The following is a 20,322-nucleotide window of genomic DNA, read 5'->3' on the forward strand; positions in this document are numbered from 1 at the left end:
CGACATCCGGCGGGTGATTTCCGCCTCGGCGGTGAAGGTTGGCTCGCTCGACGCGTAGTTTTGTCGCCCGGGGGTCCCGGTCTGTCGGCCGGGGGCCCGGGGGTCGTCCCCCGGAGTGACGCAGGGGCGACAACACGCGTCGGTAGGAGCAGTCTTGGCACGGAAGATCGGCAGCCGGTACACCGCCAACCAGATCCTGGGGCGGGGCAGCGCCGGCACGGTGTGGCTGGGCGAGGGACCGGAGGGGCCCGTCGCGATCAAGCTGCTGCGTGAGGACCTGGCGTCCGACCAGGAACTCGTCGGGCGCTTCGTGCAGGAGCGCACCGCGCTGCTCGGCCTGGAGCACCCGCACATCGTCTCCGTACGCGACCTGGTGGTCGACGGCAACGACCTGGCCCTGGTCATGGACCTGGTGCGCGGCACCGACCTGCGCACCCGCCTGGAGCGCGAGCGGCGGCTCGCGCCGGAGTCGGCCGTGGCGATCGTCGCGGACGTCGCCGACGGGCTCGCGGCCGCCCACGCGGCCGGGGTCGTCCACCGGGACGTGAAGCCGGAGAACATCCTGCTCGACATGCAGGGCCCGCTCGGCCCCGGCGGGGCCCACCCGGCGCTGCTCACCGACTTCGGCGTGGCCAAGCTGATCGACTCCCCGAAGCGGACCCGCGCCACGAAGATCATCGGCACCCCGGACTACCTGGCCCCGGAGATCGTCGAGGGCCTGCCCCCGCGCGCCGCCGTGGACATCTACGCGCTGGCCACGGTCCTCTACGAACTCCTCGCCGGCTTCACGCCGTTCGGCGGCGGCCACCCCGGCGCGGTGCTGCGCCGGCACGTCACCGAGACCGTCGTACCGCTGCCCGGCATCCCCGAGGAGCTGTGGGCGCTGCTCGTGCAGTGCCTGGCCAAGGCGCCCGCCTCCCGGCTGCGCGCCTCGGAGCTGGCGGCACGGCTGCGGGAGCAGCTCCCCCTGCTGGCCGGCATGCCCCCGCTGGACGTGGACGAGCCGGACGCGGACTCCGCCGACGAGACCGAGGACCAGACGGCCCAGGACCCGGGCGCGGGCGAGCCGGTGCGGCGGCGGGGCGCGGTGTCCCTGGTGCAGGGCGTCCGCCCCGACTCCAACCGGGACACCCACACCTCGATGCGGGTGCCGGCGCCCGACGAGCTGGCGGGCGGGGCCCACGGCACGGCGCGGGTCCCGCGCGCGCCGGGAGCGCCCCGGCCGGGCTCGGCCCGGCACCGGGCCGCGCTGCGCCGGCGCCGGATCACGCTGGGCGTGGCCGGGGTGGTGCTGGCCGCGGCCGTCGGCGTGGGGGCCTGGGCGGCGACGTCGGGCGACGACGAACCCCCGGCGGGCACCCACAGCACCTCGACGCCGTGACTTCCGGCCGGGCGGGGGCGGCGCCGGTCGCCCACAGGTTCGGCCGGGCCGTCCTGCTCTGGCCGCTCGGCGGAGCCGTTACGCTGGATGCGTGGCAGTCGTCGATGTATCCGAAGAGCTGAAGTCCCTCTCCTCGACCATGGAGTCGATCGAGGCCGTCCTGGACCTCGACAGGATGAGGGCAGACATCGCCGTGCTCGAGGAGCAGGCGGCCGCGCCGTCCCTGTGGGACAACCCGGACGAGGCGCAGAAGATCACCAGCAAGCTCTCCCACCTCCAGGCCGAGGTCAGGAAGGCGGAGGGGCTGCGCGGCCGGATCGACGATCTCGCCGTCCTCTTCGAGATGGCCGAGGAGGAGGACGACCCGGACACCCGCGCCGAGGCCGAGGCCGAGCTGGTCCTCGTCCGCAAGGCGCTGGACGAGATGGAGGTCCGGACGCTGCTCAGCGGTGAGTACGACGCCCGTGAGGCGCTCGTCAACATCCGCGCCGAGGCCGGTGGCGTCGACGCCGCCGACTTCGCCGAGAAGCTCCAGCGCATGTACCTGCGCTGGGCCGAGCAGCGCGGCTACAAGACCGAGGTCTACGAGACGTCGTACGCGGAGGAGGCGGGCATCAAGTCCACCACCTTCGCCGTGCAGGCGCCGTACGCCTACGGCACCCTCTCCGTCGAGCAGGGCACCCACCGCCTGGTGCGCATCTCGCCCTACGACAACCAGGGCCGCCGCCAGACCTCCTTCGCGGGCGTGGAGATCCTCCCCGTGGTCGAGCAGACCGACCACATCGAGATCGACGAGTCCGAGCTGCGGGTGGACGTCTACCGCTCGTCCGGTCCCGGCGGCCAGGGCGTGAACACCACGGACTCCGCGGTGCGCCTGACCCACATCCCCACCGGCATCGTCGTCTCCTGTCAGAACGAGCGGTCGCAGATCCAGAACAAGGCGACCGCGATGAACGTCCTCCAGGCCAAGCTGCTGGAGAGGCGCCGGCAGGAGGAGCAGGCCAAGATGGACGCCCTCAAGGGCGACGGCGGCAACTCCTGGGGCAACCAGATGCGCTCCTACGTGCTGCACCCGTACCAGATGGTCAAGGACCTGCGCACCGAGTACGAGGTGGGCAACCCGGAGGCCGTGTTCAACGGCGAGATCGACGGGTTCCTGGAGGCCGGTATTCGCTGGCGCAAGCAGCAGGAGAAGTAACTTTGTCGACATGGCAACTGCCGCCCTGGAGGCGGCAGTTGTCTTATGTCTGGGTTTTACATCACACTCACGGGTTCCAAGTCACGGCAAACGCCGCCCCATCGGACATCGCGCCCGCAACGGCCTTGACGATGCTTTGAAAACTCGGAAGGGTGAAGCGTGGCATGCGTATCTCTGGGGCGCATGTGAACCGGGGGAATTGACGCAGATCTCGTCACGGCTGCCTCCGTCGATCACGGCAAGCCCCACGCGCCGCCTCATTGACGACAGCTACTGGGGGTAGCAAACACATGACGAAGAAGACGCGGATCCGGGTCGCGCGGATAGCCGCCGGCGCCGTGATCGCGGCCGGCGCCTCGCTCACCGCAGCGGGCGCCGCCTCGGCCCTGGACCTCGGTGTCCAGGCGGGGCCGATCACGCTGGGCGTGAGCACGGAGGGTGAGGCCGACGGTGGCACGGCCGACGGAGGCACCGCCGATGGCGGTACGGCTGATGGCGGGACTGCCGATGGCGGCGCCAACGTCGGTGTGACCGAAGGCGGCGACGGTGGCACCGGCACCAATGGTGGCACCACGGACGGCGGCACCACCATCGGTGGCACTGTCACCATCGGTGGCACCACGGACGGCGGTACGACCACGACCGGTGGTACCACGACGGACGGCGGTACGACCACGACCGGTGGTACCACGACGGACGGCGGTACCACCACGACCGGTGGCGATGACAGCACCGGCGGCAACGGCAACTCGGGCGGCAACGGCAACGGTGGCGGCCACGGCAACTCCGGTGGCAACGGCAACTCCGGTGGCAACGGCAACGGTGGCGGCAACGGCACCGGCGGCGGCAGCTCCACCGGTGGCAACGGCGGCGGCTCCACCACCGGCGGCGACGCCCCCCAGGGCGGCGGCAACGACAACGCCGCCCAGGAGGAGGGTTCCTCCGCCCTCACCGACACGGGCTCGGACACCACCGCCCAGGGCGGCGACAAGCAGCTCGCCGAGACCGGTGCAGGACAGACCGCGTTCCTGCTGGTCGGCGCCGCGACGATGATCGCCGGCGGCATCGGCTTCCGCTTCCTGCCGCGGCTCGTGAACGGCCGGGGCGGCGCCGCCGCCTGAGCGTAGCCGCACGGCGACGCTGAGCACGCGACACGCACCACGAAGGGCCCGGAGCCTCGCTCCGGGCCCTTCGGCCGTCTTTGCGGTACTTCCTACGCGGTCTGGTGGGCCAGCAGCGCCACCGCGGCGATCAGCACCGCGAGCAGCGCGATCAGCGCCATGGGGTTGATCCCCGCGAGGAAGCCCTCCTGCTGCAGTCGCTGGCGGTTGGCACGGCACACCGGGCACCGGCCCTCGCTCACAGGCGACGCGCAGTTCGCGCACACCAACCGGTCGTACGTCATGCGCTCGCCCTCCTCGCGCCGGCCATCACCCGTACAACGCGCACGGGAACCAGAACGTTCCCCCTCCACTGTGCCAGGTTCCCCCGCAAAGAGCGCGGGCTCCGGGAGAAGCGCGAATCCCGCCTGTACAAAAACGCACAAGCCGCAACCAACCGCGACCGGGCCCTGCGCTCGCACTCCCGGTTCGCGTATGGTCACGCTCATCTACCCCCGGCGACCCGTGGTGCATCCGTGATCCGATTCGACAACGTCTCCAAGGTCTACCCCAAGCAGACCCGCCCCGCCCTCAGGGATGTCTCCCTGGAGGTCGAGAAGGGCGAGTTCGTCTTCCTCGTGGGGTCCTCCGGCTCCGGCAAGTCGACCTTCCTGCGGCTGGTGCTGCGCGAGGAGCGGTGCAGCCACGGCCAGGTGCACGTCCTGGGCAAGGACCTCGCGCGCCTCTCCAACTGGAAGGTGCCGCAGATGCGCCGCCAGCTCGGGACGGTGTTCCAGGACTTCCGCCTGCTGCCCAACAAGACCGTCGCCGAGAACGTGGCCTTCGCGCAGGAGGTCATCGGCAAGTCGCGCGGCGAGATCCGCAAGTCCGTGCCGCAGGTGCTCGACCTCGTCGGGCTCGGCGGCAAGGAGGACCGGATGCCGGGCGAGCTGTCCGGTGGTGAGCAGCAGCGCGTGGCCATCGCGCGGGCCTTCGTCAACCGGCCCAAGCTGCTGATCGCGGACGAGCCCACCGGCAACCTCGACCCGCAGACCTCCGTCGGCATCATGAAGCTGCTCGACCGCATCAACCGGACGGGCACCACCGTCATCATGGCGACGCACGACCAGAACATCGTGGACCAGATGCGCAAGCGCGTCATCGAGCTGGAGAAGGGCCGCCTCGTCCGCGACCAGGCCCGCGGCGTCTACGGCTACCAGCACTGACCCGCCGCCTCAGTCACGTCCACGGAAAGGCTTGATCCGACGCCATGCGCGCCCAGTTCGTCCTGTCGGAGATCGGTGTCGGTCTCCGCCGCAACCTGACGATGACCTTCGCCGTCATCGTCTCCGTCGCCCTGTCCCTGGCCCTGTTCGGCGGCTCTCTGCTCATGAGCGACCAGGTGAGCACCATGAAGGGCTACTGGTACGACAAGGTCAACGTCTCGATCTTCCTGTGCAACAAGAGCGACGCGCAGTCGGACGTCAACTGCGCCAAGGGCGCGGTCACCGAGGACCAGAAGAAGCAGATCCGCACCGACCTCGGCAAGATGGCCATCGTCGAGAAGGTGACCTACGAGTCGCAGGACCAGGCGTACAAGCACTACAAGGAGCAGTTCGGCAACTCCCCGCTGGCCGGCTCGCTGACGCCGGACCAGATGCAGGAGTCGTACCGCATCAAGCTCAAGGACCCGCAGAAGTACCAGGTGATCGCGACCGCGTTCAACGGGCGCGACGGTGTGCAGTCGGTGCAGGACCAGAAGGGCATCCTGGACAACCTCTTCCAGTTGCTGAACCTGATGAACCGGGCCGCGCTCGGCGTGATGGCGCTGATGCTGCTCGTCGCGCTGCTGCTGATCGTCAACACCGTGCGGGTGTCCGCGTTCAGCCGTCGGCGTGAGACCGGGATCATGCGCCTCGTCGGCGCCTCGGGCTTCTACATCCAGGCGCCGTTCATCATGGAGGCCGCGGTCGCCGGACTCATCGGCGGCGGACTCGCCTGCGTCTTCCTGGTCGTGGGGCGGTACTTCACGATCGACCACGGCATGGCCCTGTCCAACAAGCTCACGCTGATCAACTTCGTCGGCTGGGACGCGGTGTTGACCAAGCTGCCGCTGATCCTCGCCACCAGTGTGCTGATGCCCGCTCTGGCGGCGTTCTTCGCGTTGCGCAAGTACCTGAAGGTGTGACGCATCCCAAGAGGGTCGTACGGGCGTCCGTCCGTACGGCCCTTCGCCGTTGTCCTAGACTCACCGCCATGTCAGGCCGTGACCCGTTCTGTCAGCCCCGCCGCACCGGCCGTGGGGCCGCCCTGACATTGGTCTTCGCCTGCGCCCTGGTCGCCGGCGCCGCAACCGGCTCCTTCCCGGACGCCGGCCAGGGCGCCCGCTCCGGCCCCAAGTCCGCTTCCGCGCCGGCGCCTTCGGCCACCCGCCACGAGGCCGTGCGGCGGGCCGCCGCCAAGGCGATGGCCGACGGCAAGTCGCCCATGGAGGCCGCCGAACGGGCCGTCAGCCGCAGCGGGGACCGCTGGGGAGCCGTCTACTCCGAGGGCGAGTACCAGGAGTTCCGGGAGGCCCTGGACGGCGAGTACACCGGCACCGGGCTGTTCGCGCGGGCCGAGCCGGACGGCCGGATCGAGGTGTCCCGGGTGCAGCCCGGCTCGCCCGCGGCCGACGCCGGGATCCGCACGGGCGACCGGCTGCGCAGCGTCGACGGCACGGACGTGGCCGGACGGCCGGTCACGGAGGTGGTCTCGTTACTCCGCGGCGACGCCGAGGACGCGGCCGCGGGCACGACCGTGACGCTCGGCCTCCAGCGCGGCACGCGCGCGTGGACCGAGACCCTGCGCCGGGCCAGGCTGTCCACGGACCCGGTGACCGTCCACAGGCTGCCCCACAGGATCACCGTCATCAAGGTCGCCGCCTTCACCAAGGGCTCCGGCGACTCCGTGCGCGCCGCGGTGCGCCGCGCCCCGTCCGGCGCCGGCATCGTCCTGGACCTGCGAGGGAACTCCGGCGGTCTGGTCACCGAGTCCGTGGAGACCGCCTCCGCCTTCCTCGACGGCGGCCTGGTCGCCACCTACGACGTCGACGGCGCCCAGCGCGCCCTGCACGCCGACTCCGGCGGCGACACCGGCCGGCCCCTGGTCACCCTGGTCGACGGCGGCACGATGAGCGCGGCCGAGATGCTCACCGGCGCGCTGCAGGACCGCGGCCGCGCGGTCGTGATCGGCACCCGCACCTTCGGCAAGGGCTCCGTCCAGATGCCCACCGAGCTGCCCGACGGCTCGGTGGCCGAGCTGACCGTGGGCCACTACCGCACCCCGTCCGGCCGCGCGGTCGACGGCCGGGGCATCACCCCCGACCTGGACGCGGGGCCGCAGGCGCTGCGCCGCGCCGAGACGGTCCTGGGCGGTCTGGGCGACCCCTCGTAGCGCCCTGTTAATGCGCTTCCCCCGCACCCCCTCCGTGGTGCGAAAATGGGCGCACTATGGCTAAGGAAAAAGGGCGCAAGCTGATCGCGCAGAACAAGAAGGCGCGGCACGACTACCTCATCCTCGACACGTACGAGGCCGGTCTCGTGCTGATGGGCACCGAGGTGAAGTCACTGCGCCAGGGGCGGGCCTCGCTGGTCGACGGGTTCGTGCAACTGGACGGTCACGAAGCGTGGCTGCACAACGTGCACGTCCCCGAGTACAGCCAGGGCACCTGGACCAACCACAGCGCCCGGCGCAAGCGGAAGCTGCTGCTGCACCGCGACGAGATCGACAAGCTGGAGGCGAAGTCCCAGGAGACGGGTCACACGATCGTGCCCCTCGCCCTGTACTTCAAGGACGGCCGCGCCAAGGTCGAGATCGCGCTGGCGAAGGGCAAGAAGGAGTACGACAAGCGCCAGACCCTGCGCGAGAAGCAGGACCGGCGCGAGGCGGACCGCGCGATGTCGGCCGTGCGGCGCAAGCAGCGGGCCTAGTCACCGGACGGGCGCGACCGGCGGGAATAGGCTGGCACCGGACCGCGTTGGTCACGTACGATGGCAGCGCACCCCACAGAGGGTGCGAGCCCCCTCTCCGGAGGGCCCTCCTCGGAGGGGTTTGAAAAAACAACATGGGGATGATCGGTTTCGACAGCGGATGTCGAAGCAGGGGAAGCGTGTCGAGGAAGCGGCCATGATCTCGTAAACCACAGGCCGAAAACAATAATCGCCAACACTAAGCGCGATTCCTCCCACTTCGCCCTCGCTGCCTAATTAGCAGCTAGCGAAGCTCTCAAGGGAGTGTCAGCCCGGGCTTGTTCCCGTCCCGGATCCTGGCATCGACTAGGGAACTAAACCTTGATCCCGGTCACGGGGTGAAGAGGGAAACCAAACAGTGACTGGGCCCGTCGGCGACTTGTTCGCGTGATCGCCGGGGCCGAGAAAAGCGAAGCGAACTGCACACGGAGAAGCCCTGGTTCCGCACCGTTGGACGCGGGTTCGATTCCCGCCATCTCCACGAGACGGTGGTGGACCGTGCTCGCAGCGAACGCGAGCCCAGTCCGTCCCGTCGGGATCTCCGGGGGCATGACCCCCGGACCCCCTCATCCCATGTGGGCAAGGCCCCGTCGCTCCGGAGCGACGGGGCCTTTGTCATGCGGTCCGCCGGGCGAGCCGCGAGAGCGAGGCCGTGACCAGGGCCAGGACGCCGGTGTCCAGGGTCGGCTGGAGGACCGGCGCGAACCGGGAGCTGTGGTTGACCGGGATGTCCTGCGCCACCGTGCCGCGCCGCCGGGCGGTCTCGTAGACGTCGGGGTCGACGCAGCCGAGCGCCCAGTAGGTGTACGGGACGCCGAACGCGTCCGGGATGCGGCTGAAGTCCTCGCTCGCGCTCTGCAGTTCCACCGTGCCCGCCCGGTCCCCGAAGACCTCCTCGAAGGCGGCCGCCACCTCCCGGGTCACCGCCGCGTCGTTGACGGTCGGCGGGAAGCGGGTGCCCTCCTCGATCTCCGGTTCGCGGGTCGCTCCGGAGGCGGCGCACTCGGCCGTCACGATCCGCCGCACCGCGGCCAGGACGGCCGTCCGGGTCCCCTCGTCGTAGGTGCGCGCGTTCAGCAGCAGTTCCGCTGACTCCGGGATCACGTTGCCGCTCGTGCCCGCCTGCACCGAGCCCACCGTGAGCACCGCGGGCCAGGTGGCGGCCAGCTCGCGCGAGACGATCGTCTGGAGCCGCACGACGATCATCGACGCCATCACCACCGGGTCGATCGCGGCCTGCGGCGCCGAGCCGTGCGCACCCCTGCCGTGCACGGTGACGCGGATGTTGTCCGCCGCGGACAGGAAGGAACCGGCGCGGGTGCCGACCCGCCCGGCCGGATAGGGCAGCACATGCTGGGCGAACGCCACGTCCGGCCGCGGCACGAGATCGGTGAGTCCGTCGGCGAGCATCCGGTCGGCGCCGTCACCGGGCTCCTCGGCCGGCTGGAACAGGGCCACCAGCGTCCCCCGCCACGCCCCCCGGGCGGAGGCCAGCAGCCGGGCCGCGCCCAGCAGACAGGTGACGTGCATGTCGTGACCGCAGGCATGGGCCACCGGCACCTCGCGGCCCGCCGCGTCCTTGCCGACGGCCTTGCTGGCGTACGGCAGGCCGGTCTCCTCGCGGACCGGCAGCGCGTCCATGTCGGCGCGCAGCAGCACCGTCGGCCCGTCCCCGTTGGCCAGCACGCCGACCACGCCGGTGCCGCCGATCCCGTCCTGCACCCGGTAGCCGCAGCTCCCCAGGCGCTCCGCCACCCGGGTCGCGGTCCGGTGCTCCTGGTGGCCCAGCTCCGGGTGGGTGTGCAGGTCCTCGTAGAAGCCCTCCAGCTCGGGCCGGATGTCACCGAGCCCGGCTACGACCTCGTCCACGCGATCCCTGAGGCTCATGACTGTGCGGTGCTCCTCGTTCCTCGGCGGGTGGTCCCCCCCGGTGAGTCCCCCGTCCGGGTCACGAGCCGCGGCCGCGGGACGACCTGGGCCGCCAGTCGCGGCTGCCCGGCAGGTGCCAGCCCCGGACCAGCGCGACCATCCGCAGCGAGACGCCCAGCAGGAGCCCGGCCGCGATGCCGACGGTGGGCACGCCGAGCCGGCTGCAGAGCACCGTCACCCCGCTCACCAGCACGGCGACGGTCGCGTACAGGGGATTGCCGCCGAAGATGGAGGGGGTGTGTGCCAGCAGCAGGTCCCGGATGGCGCCGCCGCCGACCGCTGTGATCGTGCCCAGCAGCACGGCGGGCAGCCAGCCGAGGCCGACGGAGAGGGTCTTCTGCGCCCCGGCGATCGCCCAGACGCTGAGCGCCAGCGCGTCGAGCAGGTTGAAGGTCCAGCCGGAGGTGTGACGGCTCAGGTCGGCCAGGAACGCCAGCAGCGTCCCGGCGGTGGCGACGGTCAGATAGGTGTAGTCCGTCAGGGCGACGGGCGTCCCGTGCTGCAGGAGGGTGTCGCGCAGGATGCCGCCGCCGAGACCGGAGACGATGCCGATGACCAGGAAGCCGAAGAGGTCCAGCCGGCGGCTCCGGGCCAGCACCCCGCCGAGTGTCCCGTTGGCGAACACCCCGCTCAGGTCCAGCACCCGGGTCACCTCCGTGACGTTCTCCGGGGACAGCCAGCCGGCCACGCATCAGCACCTCCGCCCTCACCGTCGCCCCGACCATCGAACCAGCCGGAGCGGGCCCCCGCCCGGTGAGCGCCCGCCTACCGGGCCGCCGGCCGCCCGGCCGCCCCCGTCCGGAGCCGCGACGCGCCGATCACCAGAGCCACGGCCGCCGCGAGCGCCGGCACAGCGAAACCCGTGGCCGGCGAGCCGTGCTCGGCCGCCCAGCCGCCGGCCGCCGAACCGCAGGCGATGCCGGTGAGCAGGCCGGTGACGACGAGGCTCATGCCCTCGTTGAGCCGGTCGGCCGGGGTGCGGGACTGCACCAGGGTCATCGCGGTCACCATCGTCGGCGCCGTCGCCATGCCCGCCACCAGCAGCGCGCCCGCCAGGGCGACGAGGGAACCGGTGGTGGCGGCGGCCAGCCAGGGCAGGGTCATCAGGGCGGCCATCGCGAGCAGGCAGCGGGGCAGGCCGAGACCGGCGGGCTTCAGGGCCCCGTACAGCAGACCGGCCGCGCACGAGCCCGCCGCCTGCAGCGCGAGGACCAGGCCCGCCGCCGCCCGGTGCCCCTGGGCGTCGGCGTAGGCGATCGTGACGACCTCCATCGAGCCGAACACCGAGCCGGTCGCCACGAAGCAGGCCAGCAGCGCCGGAATGCCCGGGCTGCGCAACGGGGACCGGGCCTTGGACCGGGCCAGCGGCGGCGGCTCGGTCGCCCGCTGCGCGGTGAACAGCAGCACGCCGGCCAGCAGCAGCACGGTCCCGGCGAGCGTGCCCGCCTCCGGGAAGAACGTGCCGGTCAGGAAGGCGGCCAGCACCGGGCCCAGCATGAAGCACAGCTCGTCGGCGGCCTGCTCGAAGGAGTTGGCGGTGTGCAGGGCCGCGGGCTCGTCGCGCAGCAGGTGGGCCCAGCGGGCGCGGGACAGACCGCCGATGTTGGGGGTGGCGGCGGTGGCGGCGTAGGCGGCGAACAGGGTCCAGTCCGGGGCGCCGAAGCGCACGCACAGCAGCAGGGCGAGGCTGCCCAGCACCGCCGTGAGGGTGGCCGGCACGGCGACCCGGGCCTGCCCGTGCCGGTCGACGAGCCGCGCGATCCACGGCCCGGCCACCCCGGTCGCCGCCAGACCGACGGCGGTGACGGCGCCGGCGAGCGCGTAGGAGCCCCGGGCCCCGGCGATCATCACGACCGCGCTCACGCTGAACATGCCCATCGGCAGCCGTGCGACGAGGTTGCCCGCGGTGAAGGCGAGCGTGCCGGGGCGGGAGAAGAGCCCCCGGTATCCGCGGGGCCGCCCCGTCCCGCGCTCCTCGCACTGCTTGTCCGGTATCCGGCTGTCCTCGGTGGTCTGTGGCGGCATGGCTCAACGGTGGCCCGCGGTGGATCACGCGGTCCAACACCTTCTCGGCGCCGACTCACGCACACGCGTTGTGAATCGGGGCGGTAGATTCGCCGCCATGCCCGCTCCCGCCGCCATAGAACCGCGCCTGCTGCGCGCCTTCGTCGCCGTCGCCGAGGAGCTGCACTTCACCCGGGCCGCGGCCCGCCTGTACGTGGCCCAGCAGGCGCTGAGCCGTGATGTGCGGCGGCTGGAGCGCGAGTTGGACGCCGAGCTGTTCGTGCGGACCACCCGGCAGGTGACGCTCACCGCGGACGGCGAGCGGCTGCTGCCGCACGCCCGGCGGGTACTGGCCGCCCAGGACGACCTGCTCGCCGCCTTCGGCCAGGCCCGGCCGCTGCTGGTCGACCTCAACTCCGCCGGCCTGCTCACCGGCCGCCGGGTGCTGCACCGGGCCCGGGAACTCGCCCCCGACTGCGAGCTGATGGCCCGCTACGAGAGCGGTCTGACGGGAGCGGCGGCCGAGGTGCTCGCGGGCCGGCTGGACGTCTCCTTCGGGCGTTTCGCGGGCCTGGACCCGGCGCTGCGGTCCGGGCTGGAACAGCAACCGGTGCGCTACGAGCCGATGGCCGTCGTCCTGCCCGACGACCACCCGCTGGCCGCCCTGCGGGAGGTCCCGCTGGCGGCGCTGGCCGGGGAGACGGTGTACGCCGGAGCGGGCAACCCGCGCACCCGGGAGTGGACCGACCTCGCGCTTCACCTCTTCGAGGGACGCGATATCCGGCTCGCACCACCCCATCCGCTGCCGGTGGGCGACGAGGAGTTCGAGCGGATCATGGCCAAGACCCGCAACGCGATCCTGGCCGTGGTGGACTTTCCGGCCATGCCCCGTTCGGTGCTGCGGCCGCTCGTCGACCCGGTCCCGCTCTCACCCGTGTCCCTGGTCTGGCGCAAGGGGCTGGTCCACCCCGGGCTGACGGCGCTCCGCAGGGCCGCGAGCGAGATCGCGGAAGCCGAAGGGTGGCTGCGACGGCCGGTCGACCGATGGATTCCAGCCGTGGATGATGATGTGATGAGCGCCCGTTAGGCGGCACATGGCGAACACGGCACCTGCGCATGCGCTACATTCGGGGCCCGAGCACGGTGTGGTAAAGGGGGCGCTCGGGCTGGGTGGGGGCCTGGTTCGAACGACGGGTGCTCGGTGTCGATGCGCACCCGGAACTGTCCCGTGGGGGGGATGTGCGCACGTGAAAGAGTGGCGAGAAGACGCCCAACCGGTCCAGCCCGAAGTGCCGTCCGCGCCCGTGCAACGCCGGGTGGCGGAAAGTCACCCGCAGGTGTTCCCGGAGACCGGTGACGTCCCCGGCACCGGGTCCCTCCCGGCGGCCGGAATATCCCGGGGCGGTCGAGCCGCCCGGACCGAGGCCGACGGGACGGCCGTGATCCCACGGCCCCGCAACGACCGCAGAGCCGCGGACTTCCGCCGGGCCCCGGGCCGCGCCGCGGCCCCCGCCACGGACCCCGAGCAGACCACCGTGCTGCGCCGGGTGCGGGCCGGCGGCCACCCCGGAGCCGGCGCCGCCGAGCCCCTCCGCGACCCCTGGGGCGAGCCCCTGCCCGCCATCCCCGCCCAGCCGGCCGCCCACGACCCCACGCACGACCCGCACGAGGTCACGGTCCAGATGAACGCCGTCCAGCTCGGCGACGGCCGGCTGGACCCGGCCGCGGGCGCCGCGCACGGCGCCGGCCGCGAGAACGCCGACGGCCCCGTCTTCGTCGACGCGTCCGGCCGCCGCAGCCGTACCTTCCGCCGCCTCGGCGTGATCGTCGGCCTGGCCTGCGCCGTGTACGCCGTGGTCATCGTGGTGACGCTGTTCTCGGGCAGCTCGGACGCGCCCTGGGTCCCGGTGCCCGGCCAGGACGAGAACGCGCCCGCCGGCCAGGTGGACACCCCGCCGCTGCCCAGCGTCTCGGCGGAGCCGACGCCGGAGAGCAGCGGCTCCGCGGCCGCACCCGTCGCGTCCCCGACCGGGCGCGCCGGCGCCGTACCGGGCTCCGGTCCGGCGCCGAGCTCCGCCCCGGGCGCCTCGCACACGTCCGCCGACGCGGCGCCGACGGCCGGCACGCCCGCCGGCTCCAGCGTGGTCGGCGGCACCAGGAACCCGTCCACCGCCCCGGCGACCCCGGCCGGCTCCTCCCCGGACCCGTCCGCGTCGAGCACCGGCGCGTCCCCCGCCCCGTCACTCTCCCCCGCCGGCGGCACGGGCCCCGAGGCCCAGGGCGCCGCCGGCCCGACCGCCCCGCGTCCGCGCCTCTGATCAGCGAAGCCGCCCCATGCCGTCACTTTCCAGTCCCCGTCCCTCCCCGCCCGCCAGGCGCAGATGGCTCCCGCTGCGCTATCTGCTGTCCGTCCTGGTCCTGGTCGCCACGCTCGCGATGCTCATGCTGCGCGGGTACGTGCACAACGAGATCCTCGCGGACTTCCGCGTGCGGCCCGAGGCGGCCAACGACAAGGTGCCCGAAGCGGTCCTCGAGGGCGGTCCGGTCATCGACACCCGTGGCGGCCGCACCGGCAGCCTGCGGGTGCCGGACCACCGCATCGTCCTCACCTTCGACGACGGCCCGGACCCCACCTGGACGCCGAAGGTCCTCGACACCCTCAAGAAGCACCGCGCGCACGCCGTCTTCTTCGTCACCGGCACCATGACCTCCCGCTACCCGGACCTGGTCAAGCGCATGGTCGACGAGGGGCACGAGGTCGGCCTGCACACCTTCAACCACCCCGACCTGTCGTACCACTCCGAGCGGCGCGTCGACTGGGAACTCTCCCAGGGCCAGCTCGCGCTGGCCGGAGCGGCCGGCATCCGCAGCTCCCTGTTCCGGCCGCCGTACTCCTCGTTCGCCGACGCCATGGACGACAGGTCCTGGCCGGTGACCGAGTACATCGGCGGCCGGGGCTACCTGACCGTCCTCAACGACACCGACAGCGAGGACTGGCGCAGGCCCGGCGTGGACGAGATCGTCCGCCGGGCGACGCCCGAGGGCGGCAAGGGCGCGATCGTCCTGATGCACGACTCCGGCGGCGACCGCCACCAGACGGTCCAGGCGCTGGACGAGTTCCTGCCCCGGCTGCAGGAGCGCGGCTACCGGTTCCAGAACCTCACCGAGGCACTGGACGCGCCGAGCGCCGGCACCCCGGTCACGGGCCTCGACCTCTGGAAGGGCAAGGCCTGGATCTTCCTGGTGCAGGCGTCGGAGCGGGCCACCGGCGCGCTGGTCGTGTGCCTCGCGGTCATCGGCACCCTGGTACTCGCCCGCTTCGGCGGGATGCTGCTGCTGTCCGCGGTGCACGCCCGCCGCACCCGCCGGCGCGGATTCCGCTGGGGCCCGCGGCCCGTCACGGAACCCGTGTCGGTGCTGGTGCCGGCCTACAACGAGGCCAAGTGCATCGAGAACACGGTCCGTTCGCTGATGCGCAGCGAGCACCCCATCGAGGTCCTCGTCATCGACGACGGCTCCACCGACGGCACGGCCCGCATCGTCGAAGGGCTGGGACTGCCCAACGTACGGGTGATCCGCCAGCTCAACGCGGGCAAGCCCGCCGCCCTCAACCGCGGTATGGCGAACGCCCGGTACGACCTGATCGTGATGATGGACGGCGACACCGTCTTCGAGCCGGCCACGGTCCGCGAACTGGTGCAGCCCTTCGCCGACCCCCGGGTCGGCGCCGTCGCCGGCAACGCCAAGGTCGGCAACAAGGACACCCTCATCGGCGCCTGGCAGCACATCGAGTACGTGATGGGCTTCAACCTCGACCGCCGGATGTACGACGTCCTGCGCTGCATGCCGACCATCCCGGGCGCGGTCGGGGCCTTCCGCCGCTCGGCCCTGGAACGGGTCGGCGGCATGAGCGACGACACCCTCGCCGAGGACACCGACATCACCATGGCGATGCACCGCGACGGCTGGCGCGTGGTGTACGCCGAGAAGGCCCGGGCCTGGACCGAGGCCCCGGAGTCCGTCCAGCAGTTGTGGTCCCAGCGCTACCGCTGGTCGTACGGCACCATGCAGGCGATCTGGAAGCACCGCCGTGCCGTCGTCGAACGCGGTCCCTCCGGGCGCTTCGGCCGGGTCGGCCTGCCGCTCGTGTCCCTGTTCATGGTCGTGGCCCCGCTCCTGGCCCCGCTCATCGACATCTTCCTCGTCTACGGCCTGGTCTTCGGGCCCACCGAGAAGACGGTCGTGGCATGGCTGGGCGTGCTCGCCGTACAGGCCGCCTGCGCGGCCTACGCCTTCGCCCTTGACCGGGAACCGCTGACGCCGCTGATCTCGCTGCCCCTGCAGCAGATCCTCTACCGCCAGCTCATGTACGTCGTGCTGCTGCAGTCCTGGATCACCGCGCTCACCGGCGGCCGCCTGCGCTGGCAGAAGCTGCGGCGCAACGGCGGTGTGTCGGCCCCGCCGACCGCGTCCGTCCCCGACCGGCGGGCGATGGACGGGAGGCCGGCCTGATGACGACGCCGCCCTTCGGCTCCGTCCCGCGGCAGGGCGCGGAGCCGCTCGGGGCTCCCCACGGGCCCTTCGCCGCACGGCCGCCCCGTCCGGCCCCTCCGCTCGCCCCGTCGGCGCCCTTCCCGACGACGACCCAGGAAGCCCCAGCAGTGACCGTACCCACCCTCCCGTCCGGCACGGACGAGCCGACCCGGCCCGCCGAGCCCGAGCAGCGCCGGGCCCCGGCGCGCGACCGGTACTTCGACCTGCTGCGCGCCGTCGCGCTCTTCCGGGTGGTCTTCTACCACCTGATGGGCTGGGCCTGGCTGCCGGTGGTGTTCCCGTCCATGGGCGTGATGTTCGCCCTGGCCGGCAATCTCATGGCCCGCTCGCTCAAGCGCCCGGCGGCGCAGGTCGTCCGGAGCCGCCTGCGCCGCCTCCTGCCGCCCCTGTGGCTGCTCGGCGCCCTCGGCGTGACCGGCATGGTGCTGCAGGGCTGGAGCCCGGGCGACGACGGACACCCCGGCTGGTGGTGGCTGCACCTCGGCTTCTGGATCCTGCCGCTGAGCGACCCGCCCTACGCCGAGGGCCTGCGCGGCATCCACGGCGTCCTCGGCGAGGACTGGGGAGGCGAACTCGCGGGCCCGCTCTGGTACATCCGCGCCTACCTCTGGTTCGTCCTGCTGTCCCCGTTCCTGCTGAAGGCGCTGCGGGCGCTGCCCTGGGCGACGGTCCTGTCGCCGATCGCGCTCTCCGCGGCCTTCGAGTTCGGCTACCTCAACCTGCCCGGCGAGCGCATCCCCTCCGCCCTCACGGACTTCAGCACCTTCGGCGCCTGCTGGATCCTGGGCATGGCGCACCAGGAGGGCGTGCTCCGGCGCATGCCCCGCTACGTCGTCCCGTCCGTCGCCCCGGCCATCGCGGTCCTGGGCCTCTGGTACGCCCTGACGCACGGCTTCAGGGAGGGGCACGACCTGGACGACATCCCGTTCGCGCAGTCCCTGTGGTCCTTCGCCACCGTGCTGCTGCTCCTGCACGTGAGCCCCTCGTGGACGGACTGGCCCCGCTGGCTGCGCCCCTTCGACCGGCTGATCACCCTGCTCAACTCCAGAGCGGTGACGATCTACCTCTGGCACAACCTCTGCATCCTCGTCGCCGCCACCCTGTGGGACCAGCTCTGGCAGTTCGACGTGATGTACCTGCACTTCTCCTGGCTGCTGGAGAGCCCCTGGCCGGTGCTGGCGATCACCTGGATGTTCATCGCGAGCTGCGTCGTCTGGTTCGGCTGGATGGAGGACATCGCGGCCAAGCGCGCACCACGGCTGTGGCCGGACGGCTCGGCGCCGAGGAACCGCGGGCTCCGCGCCGGGGCGCACCGGGGCTGACGGGTTTCCGCCGGACCGGCCCTCACGGCCCGCCCGCGCGGTGAGTGAGAGCGAAGTTCCCTACCGGTCACCCACAGCCACAGCCAGGAAACGCGCCCTCCCTACCGTCGGGACTCATCACCGCGAACCACCGAGTCCCGGAGCACCGTGGAGGCGTCATGACAGGTCCGGACCCAATCCGTCGCAGCGGTCGCTGGATCGAGCACTGGGATCCCGAGGACGAGGGGTTCTGGAGGGCGACCGGGGAGCGGGTCGCCCGGCGGAACCTGTGGTTCTCCGTGCTGTCCGAGCACATCGGGTTCTCGGTCTGGACCCTGTGGTCCGTGCTCGTGCTCTTCATGGGGCCCGAGTACGGACTCACCCCCGCCGACAAGTTCCTGCTGACCTCCGTGGTCACGCTGGTCGGCGCGGTCGTGCGGGTGCCGTACACGTTCGCCGTCGCCGTCTTCGGCGGGCGCAACTGGACGATCGTCTCGGCGAGCCTGCTGCTCGTCCCGACGGTCGCCGCGTTCGCGGTGATGGAGCCGGGGACCTCCTTCTCCACCTTCCTGCTGGTCGGACTGCTGGCCGGCATCGGCGGCGGCAACTTCGCCTCCTCGATGACCAACATCAACGCCTTCTTCCCGCTGCGCCGCAAGGGGTGGGCGCTCGGGCTGAACGCCGGGGGCGGGAACATCGGCGTGCCGGTCATCCAGCTGATCGCCCTCGCGATCATCGGGGCGAGCGGCGGGCCGCGGGTGCTGCTCGGGATCTACATCCCGCTGATCGTGGTCGCCGCCGTCCTCGCCGCGCTCTTCATGGACAACCTCGCCGCGGTGAAGAACGACACCGGCGCCGCCAGGGATGCGGCGAGGGACGGCCACACCTGGATCATGGCCTTCCTCTACGTCGGCACCTTCGGCTCGTTCATCGGCTACAGCTTCGCCTTCGGGCAGGTGCTGACCAACCAGTTCGGGCGCACCCCGTTGCAGGCCGCGTACCTCACCTTCATCGGCCCGCTGCTCGGCTCCCTGATCAGGCCCGTCGGCGGATGGCTTGCCGACCGGTACGGCGGGGCGCGGATCACCCTGTGGAACTACGTCGGCATGGCCGCCGCCACCGCCGTCCTCGTCGTGGCGAGCATGGCGAAGTCGCTGGCGCTGTTCGTGCCGGTCTTCGTGGTGCTCTTCGTGCTCAGCGGGCTCGGCAACGGGTCGACGTACAAGATGATCCCCGGCATCTTCCAGGCCAAGGCCCTGGCCGGGGGACTCACGGGGGAGGCGGCGGCCGCCCACGGGCGGCGGCTGTCCGGGGCCGCCATGGGGCTCATCGGGGCCGTCGGCGCGCTCGGCGGGGTCGGCATCAACCTGGCCTTCCGCCAGTCCTTCCTGTCCTACGGCTCCGGCACCGGCGCCTTCGTCGCCTTCCTCGTCTTCTACGGCGCCTGCTTCGCGGTGACCTGGGCCGTATACCTTCGCGGTCCGGCCATCCGGGCCGTACCCACCACCGCCGCCGAGACGAAGCCGCAGCTCAGCTACGCCGAGGTGTGACGTAACACCGCGGACATCGAGCCGAACCGAGCCTGTCACGCGCCGTTGACAGGCTCGTTCGGCATGCGGGTCAGCTAGGAGAGCCATGGACGACGAACAGCAGCACCCCGAACACGGACCCCTCGCCGGGTTCACCGTCGGCGTCACCGCCGCGCGCCGGGCCGAGGAGCTGGGCGCGCTGCTCCAGCGGCGCGGCGCCGTCGTGCTGCACGCGCCCGCCCTGCGCATCGTGCCGCTCGCCGACGACGGCGAACTGCTCGCCTCCACCAAGGAGCTCATCGACCAGGCGCCGGACGTCGTGGTGGCCACCACCGCGATCGGCTTCCGGGGCTGGATCGAGGCCGCCGACGGATGGGGGCTCGGGCAGCCGCTGCTGGAGCGCCTGCGAGGCGTCGAACTGCTGGCCCGCGGGCCCAAGGTGAAGGGCGCGGTGCGGGCGGCGGGGCTGACCGAGTCGTGGTCGCCGACGAGCGAGTCCATGGCCGAGGTGCTGGACCGGCTCCTGGAGGAGGGCGTCGACGGGCGCCGGATCGCCGTGCAGTTGCACGGGGAGCCGCTGCCGGGGTTCGTGGAGGCGCTGCGGGCCGGGGGAGCGGAGGTCGTCCCGGTGCCGGTGTACCGGTGGATGCCGCCGGAGGACATCGGACCCGTCGACCGGCTGCTGGACGCCGTCGCCGCGCGCGCGGTGGACGCGCTCACCTTCACCAGCGCGCCCGCCGCCGCGTCCCTGCTGGCGCGGGCCGAGGAGCGCGGGCTGCTCGACGAGGTGCTGGCCGCGCTCGGCCATGACGTCCTGCCCGCCTGCGTGGGGCCGGTGACCGCGCTGCCGTTGCAGGCGCGGGGCGTGGACACGGTGCAGCCGGAGCGGTTCCGGCTCGGGCCGCTCGTGCAGCTGCTGTGCCAGGAACTGCCCGCGCGCGCCCGGGCCTTGCCCGTCGCCGGGCGCCGGGTGGAGATCCGGGGGCACGCGGTGCTGGTGGACGGGGAGCTGAAGCCCGTGCCGCCGGCGGGCATGTCGCTGCTGCGGGCGCTGGCACGGCGGCCGGGCTGGGTGGTGGCCCGCGCCGAACTGCTGCGGGCGCTGCCGGGCGCGGGACGCGACGAGCACGCGGTGGAGACGGCGATGGCCCGGCTGCGCACGGCCCTCGGCGCCCCGAAGCTGATCCAGACGGTGGTCAAGCGGGGCTACCGGCTGGCGCTCGACCCGGCCGCGGACGCCAAGTACGCGGACGACTGAGGCGGGGCGGGACCCGGTTCCGCCGGGGAAGCCGCCGCGAAGACCGTCCGAAGGGTTC

At 72.4% G+C, this 20,322-nt stretch carries 17 protein-coding genes and 1 other RNA gene; 14 read left to right on the forward strand and 4 right to left on the reverse strand.

The genetic code is table 11. From position 1 onward, the window contains the following. Positions 1–154 precede the first annotated feature (154 nt). From ACZ7JA_RS04595 to ACZ7JA_RS04605, 3 genes are all read left to right on the forward strand, one after another. Positions 155–1,381, forward strand: coding sequence for a serine/threonine-protein kinase (locus ACZ7JA_RS04595; protein WP_351665331.1), 1,227 nt, complete (start codon positions 155–157; stop codon positions 1,379–1,381). Positions 1,382–1,472: 91 nt separating this feature from the next. Continuing rightward, positions 1,473–2,579, forward strand: a complete 1,107-nt coding sequence (gene prfB, locus ACZ7JA_RS04600) for a peptide chain release factor 2 (protein ID WP_351665329.1) — start codon at positions 1,473–1,475, stop codon at positions 2,577–2,579. Between the two features lie 290 nt (positions 2,580–2,869). Continuing rightward, positions 2,870–3,700: a hypothetical protein gene (locus ACZ7JA_RS04605; RefSeq protein WP_450743807.1), complete on the forward strand. Its 831-nt coding sequence runs from the start codon at positions 2,870–2,872 to the stop codon at positions 3,698–3,700. A gap of 92 nt (positions 3,701–3,792) precedes the next feature. On the opposite strand, the gene ACZ7JA_RS04610 is transcribed toward ACZ7JA_RS04605, so the two are convergent. Further along, positions 3,793–3,984 (reverse strand): hypothetical protein, encoded by a 192-nt coding sequence (locus ACZ7JA_RS04610; protein ID WP_351665325.1) that lies wholly within the window; start codon positions 3,982–3,984, stop codon positions 3,793–3,795. A 231-nt stretch (positions 3,985–4,215) separates the two neighbouring features. Here ACZ7JA_RS04610 and ftsE point away from each other — a divergent pair, with 231 nt between their 5' ends. The 5 genes from ftsE (at position 4,216) to ssrA (ending at position 8,173) form a co-directional block, all read left to right on the forward strand. Then, a complete protein-coding gene (gene ftsE / locus ACZ7JA_RS04615) occupies positions 4,216–4,905 on the forward strand; it encodes a cell division ATP-binding protein FtsE (protein WP_031159396.1) in 690 nt (229 codons plus the stop codon). Between the two features lie 44 nt (positions 4,906–4,949). Continuing rightward, positions 4,950–5,867, forward strand: a complete 918-nt coding sequence (ftsX, locus tag ACZ7JA_RS04620) for a permease-like cell division protein FtsX (protein ID WP_351665323.1) — start codon at positions 4,950–4,952, stop codon at positions 5,865–5,867. Positions 5,868–5,935: 68 nt separating this feature from the next. Then, a complete protein-coding gene (locus ACZ7JA_RS04625) occupies positions 5,936–7,114 on the forward strand; it encodes a S41 family peptidase (RefSeq protein ID WP_470807189.1) in 1,179 nt (392 codons plus the stop codon). A 56-nt stretch (positions 7,115–7,170) separates the two neighbouring features. After that, positions 7,171–7,650 carry an SsrA-binding protein SmpB gene (gene smpB / locus ACZ7JA_RS04630; RefSeq protein ID WP_143638372.1) on the forward strand — a complete coding sequence of 160 codons (480 nt, stop codon included), beginning with the start codon at positions 7,171–7,173 and terminating at the stop codon, positions 7,648–7,650. Positions 7,651–7,786: 136 nt separating this feature from the next. Then, positions 7,787–8,173, forward strand: a transfer-messenger RNA (tmRNA) gene (gene ssrA, locus ACZ7JA_RS04635). A gap of 131 nt (positions 8,174–8,304) precedes the next feature. On the opposite strand, the gene ACZ7JA_RS04640 is transcribed toward ssrA, so the two are convergent. From ACZ7JA_RS04640 to ACZ7JA_RS04650, 3 genes are all read right to left on the reverse strand, one after another. After that, positions 8,305–9,576 (reverse strand): amidohydrolase, encoded by a 1,272-nt coding sequence (locus ACZ7JA_RS04640; protein ID WP_351665317.1) that lies wholly within the window; start codon positions 9,574–9,576, stop codon positions 8,305–8,307. Between the two features lie 61 nt (positions 9,577–9,637). After that, positions 9,638–10,306: a trimeric intracellular cation channel family protein gene (locus ACZ7JA_RS04645; RefSeq protein ID WP_351665315.1), complete on the reverse strand. Its 669-nt coding sequence runs from the start codon at positions 10,304–10,306 to the stop codon at positions 9,638–9,640. 77 nt (positions 10,307–10,383) lie between these two features. Next, positions 10,384–11,643: an MFS transporter gene (locus tag ACZ7JA_RS04650; RefSeq protein ID WP_470807192.1), complete on the reverse strand. Its 1,260-nt coding sequence runs from the start codon at positions 11,641–11,643 to the stop codon at positions 10,384–10,386. 97 nt (positions 11,644–11,740) lie between these two features. Between ACZ7JA_RS04650 and ACZ7JA_RS04655 the strand changes: the two genes are divergently transcribed. From ACZ7JA_RS04655 to ACZ7JA_RS04680, 6 genes are all read left to right on the forward strand, one after another. Continuing rightward, on the forward strand, positions 11,741–12,709 hold the full coding sequence (locus ACZ7JA_RS04655) for a LysR family transcriptional regulator (RefSeq protein ID WP_470807193.1): 969 nt from the start codon (positions 11,741–11,743) through the stop codon (positions 12,707–12,709). 352 nt (positions 12,710–13,061) lie between these two features. Next, positions 13,062–13,940: a hypothetical protein gene (locus ACZ7JA_RS04660; protein ID WP_351665309.1), complete on the forward strand. Its 879-nt coding sequence runs from the start codon at positions 13,062–13,064 to the stop codon at positions 13,938–13,940. A gap of 16 nt (positions 13,941–13,956) precedes the next feature. Further along, the gene (locus tag ACZ7JA_RS04665; protein ID WP_470807194.1) at positions 13,957–16,134 is read left to right on the forward strand and encodes a glycosyltransferase; all 2,178 of its coding nucleotides are present in this window, start codon (positions 13,957–13,959) and stop codon (positions 16,132–16,134) included. Then, positions 16,134–17,498, forward strand: a complete 1,365-nt coding sequence (locus ACZ7JA_RS04670) for an acyltransferase family protein (protein ID WP_470807196.1) — start codon at positions 16,134–16,136, stop codon at positions 17,496–17,498. The genes ACZ7JA_RS04665 and ACZ7JA_RS04670 overlap by 1 nt, the downstream gene beginning before the upstream one ends. Positions 17,499–17,656: 158 nt before the next feature. Beyond that, a complete protein-coding gene (locus tag ACZ7JA_RS04675; protein ID WP_470807198.1) occupies positions 17,657–19,027 on the forward strand; it encodes a nitrate/nitrite transporter in 1,371 nt (456 codons plus the stop codon). 85 nt (positions 19,028–19,112) lie between these two features. Further along, complete coding sequence (locus ACZ7JA_RS04680) at positions 19,113–20,264, forward strand: uroporphyrinogen-III synthase (RefSeq protein ID WP_351665303.1); 1,152 nt, start codon at positions 19,113–19,115, stop codon at positions 20,262–20,264. The last annotated feature ends 58 nt before the right edge of the window (positions 20,265–20,322 follow it).

The organism is Streptomyces sp. NPDC038135 (assembly GCF_055601245.1).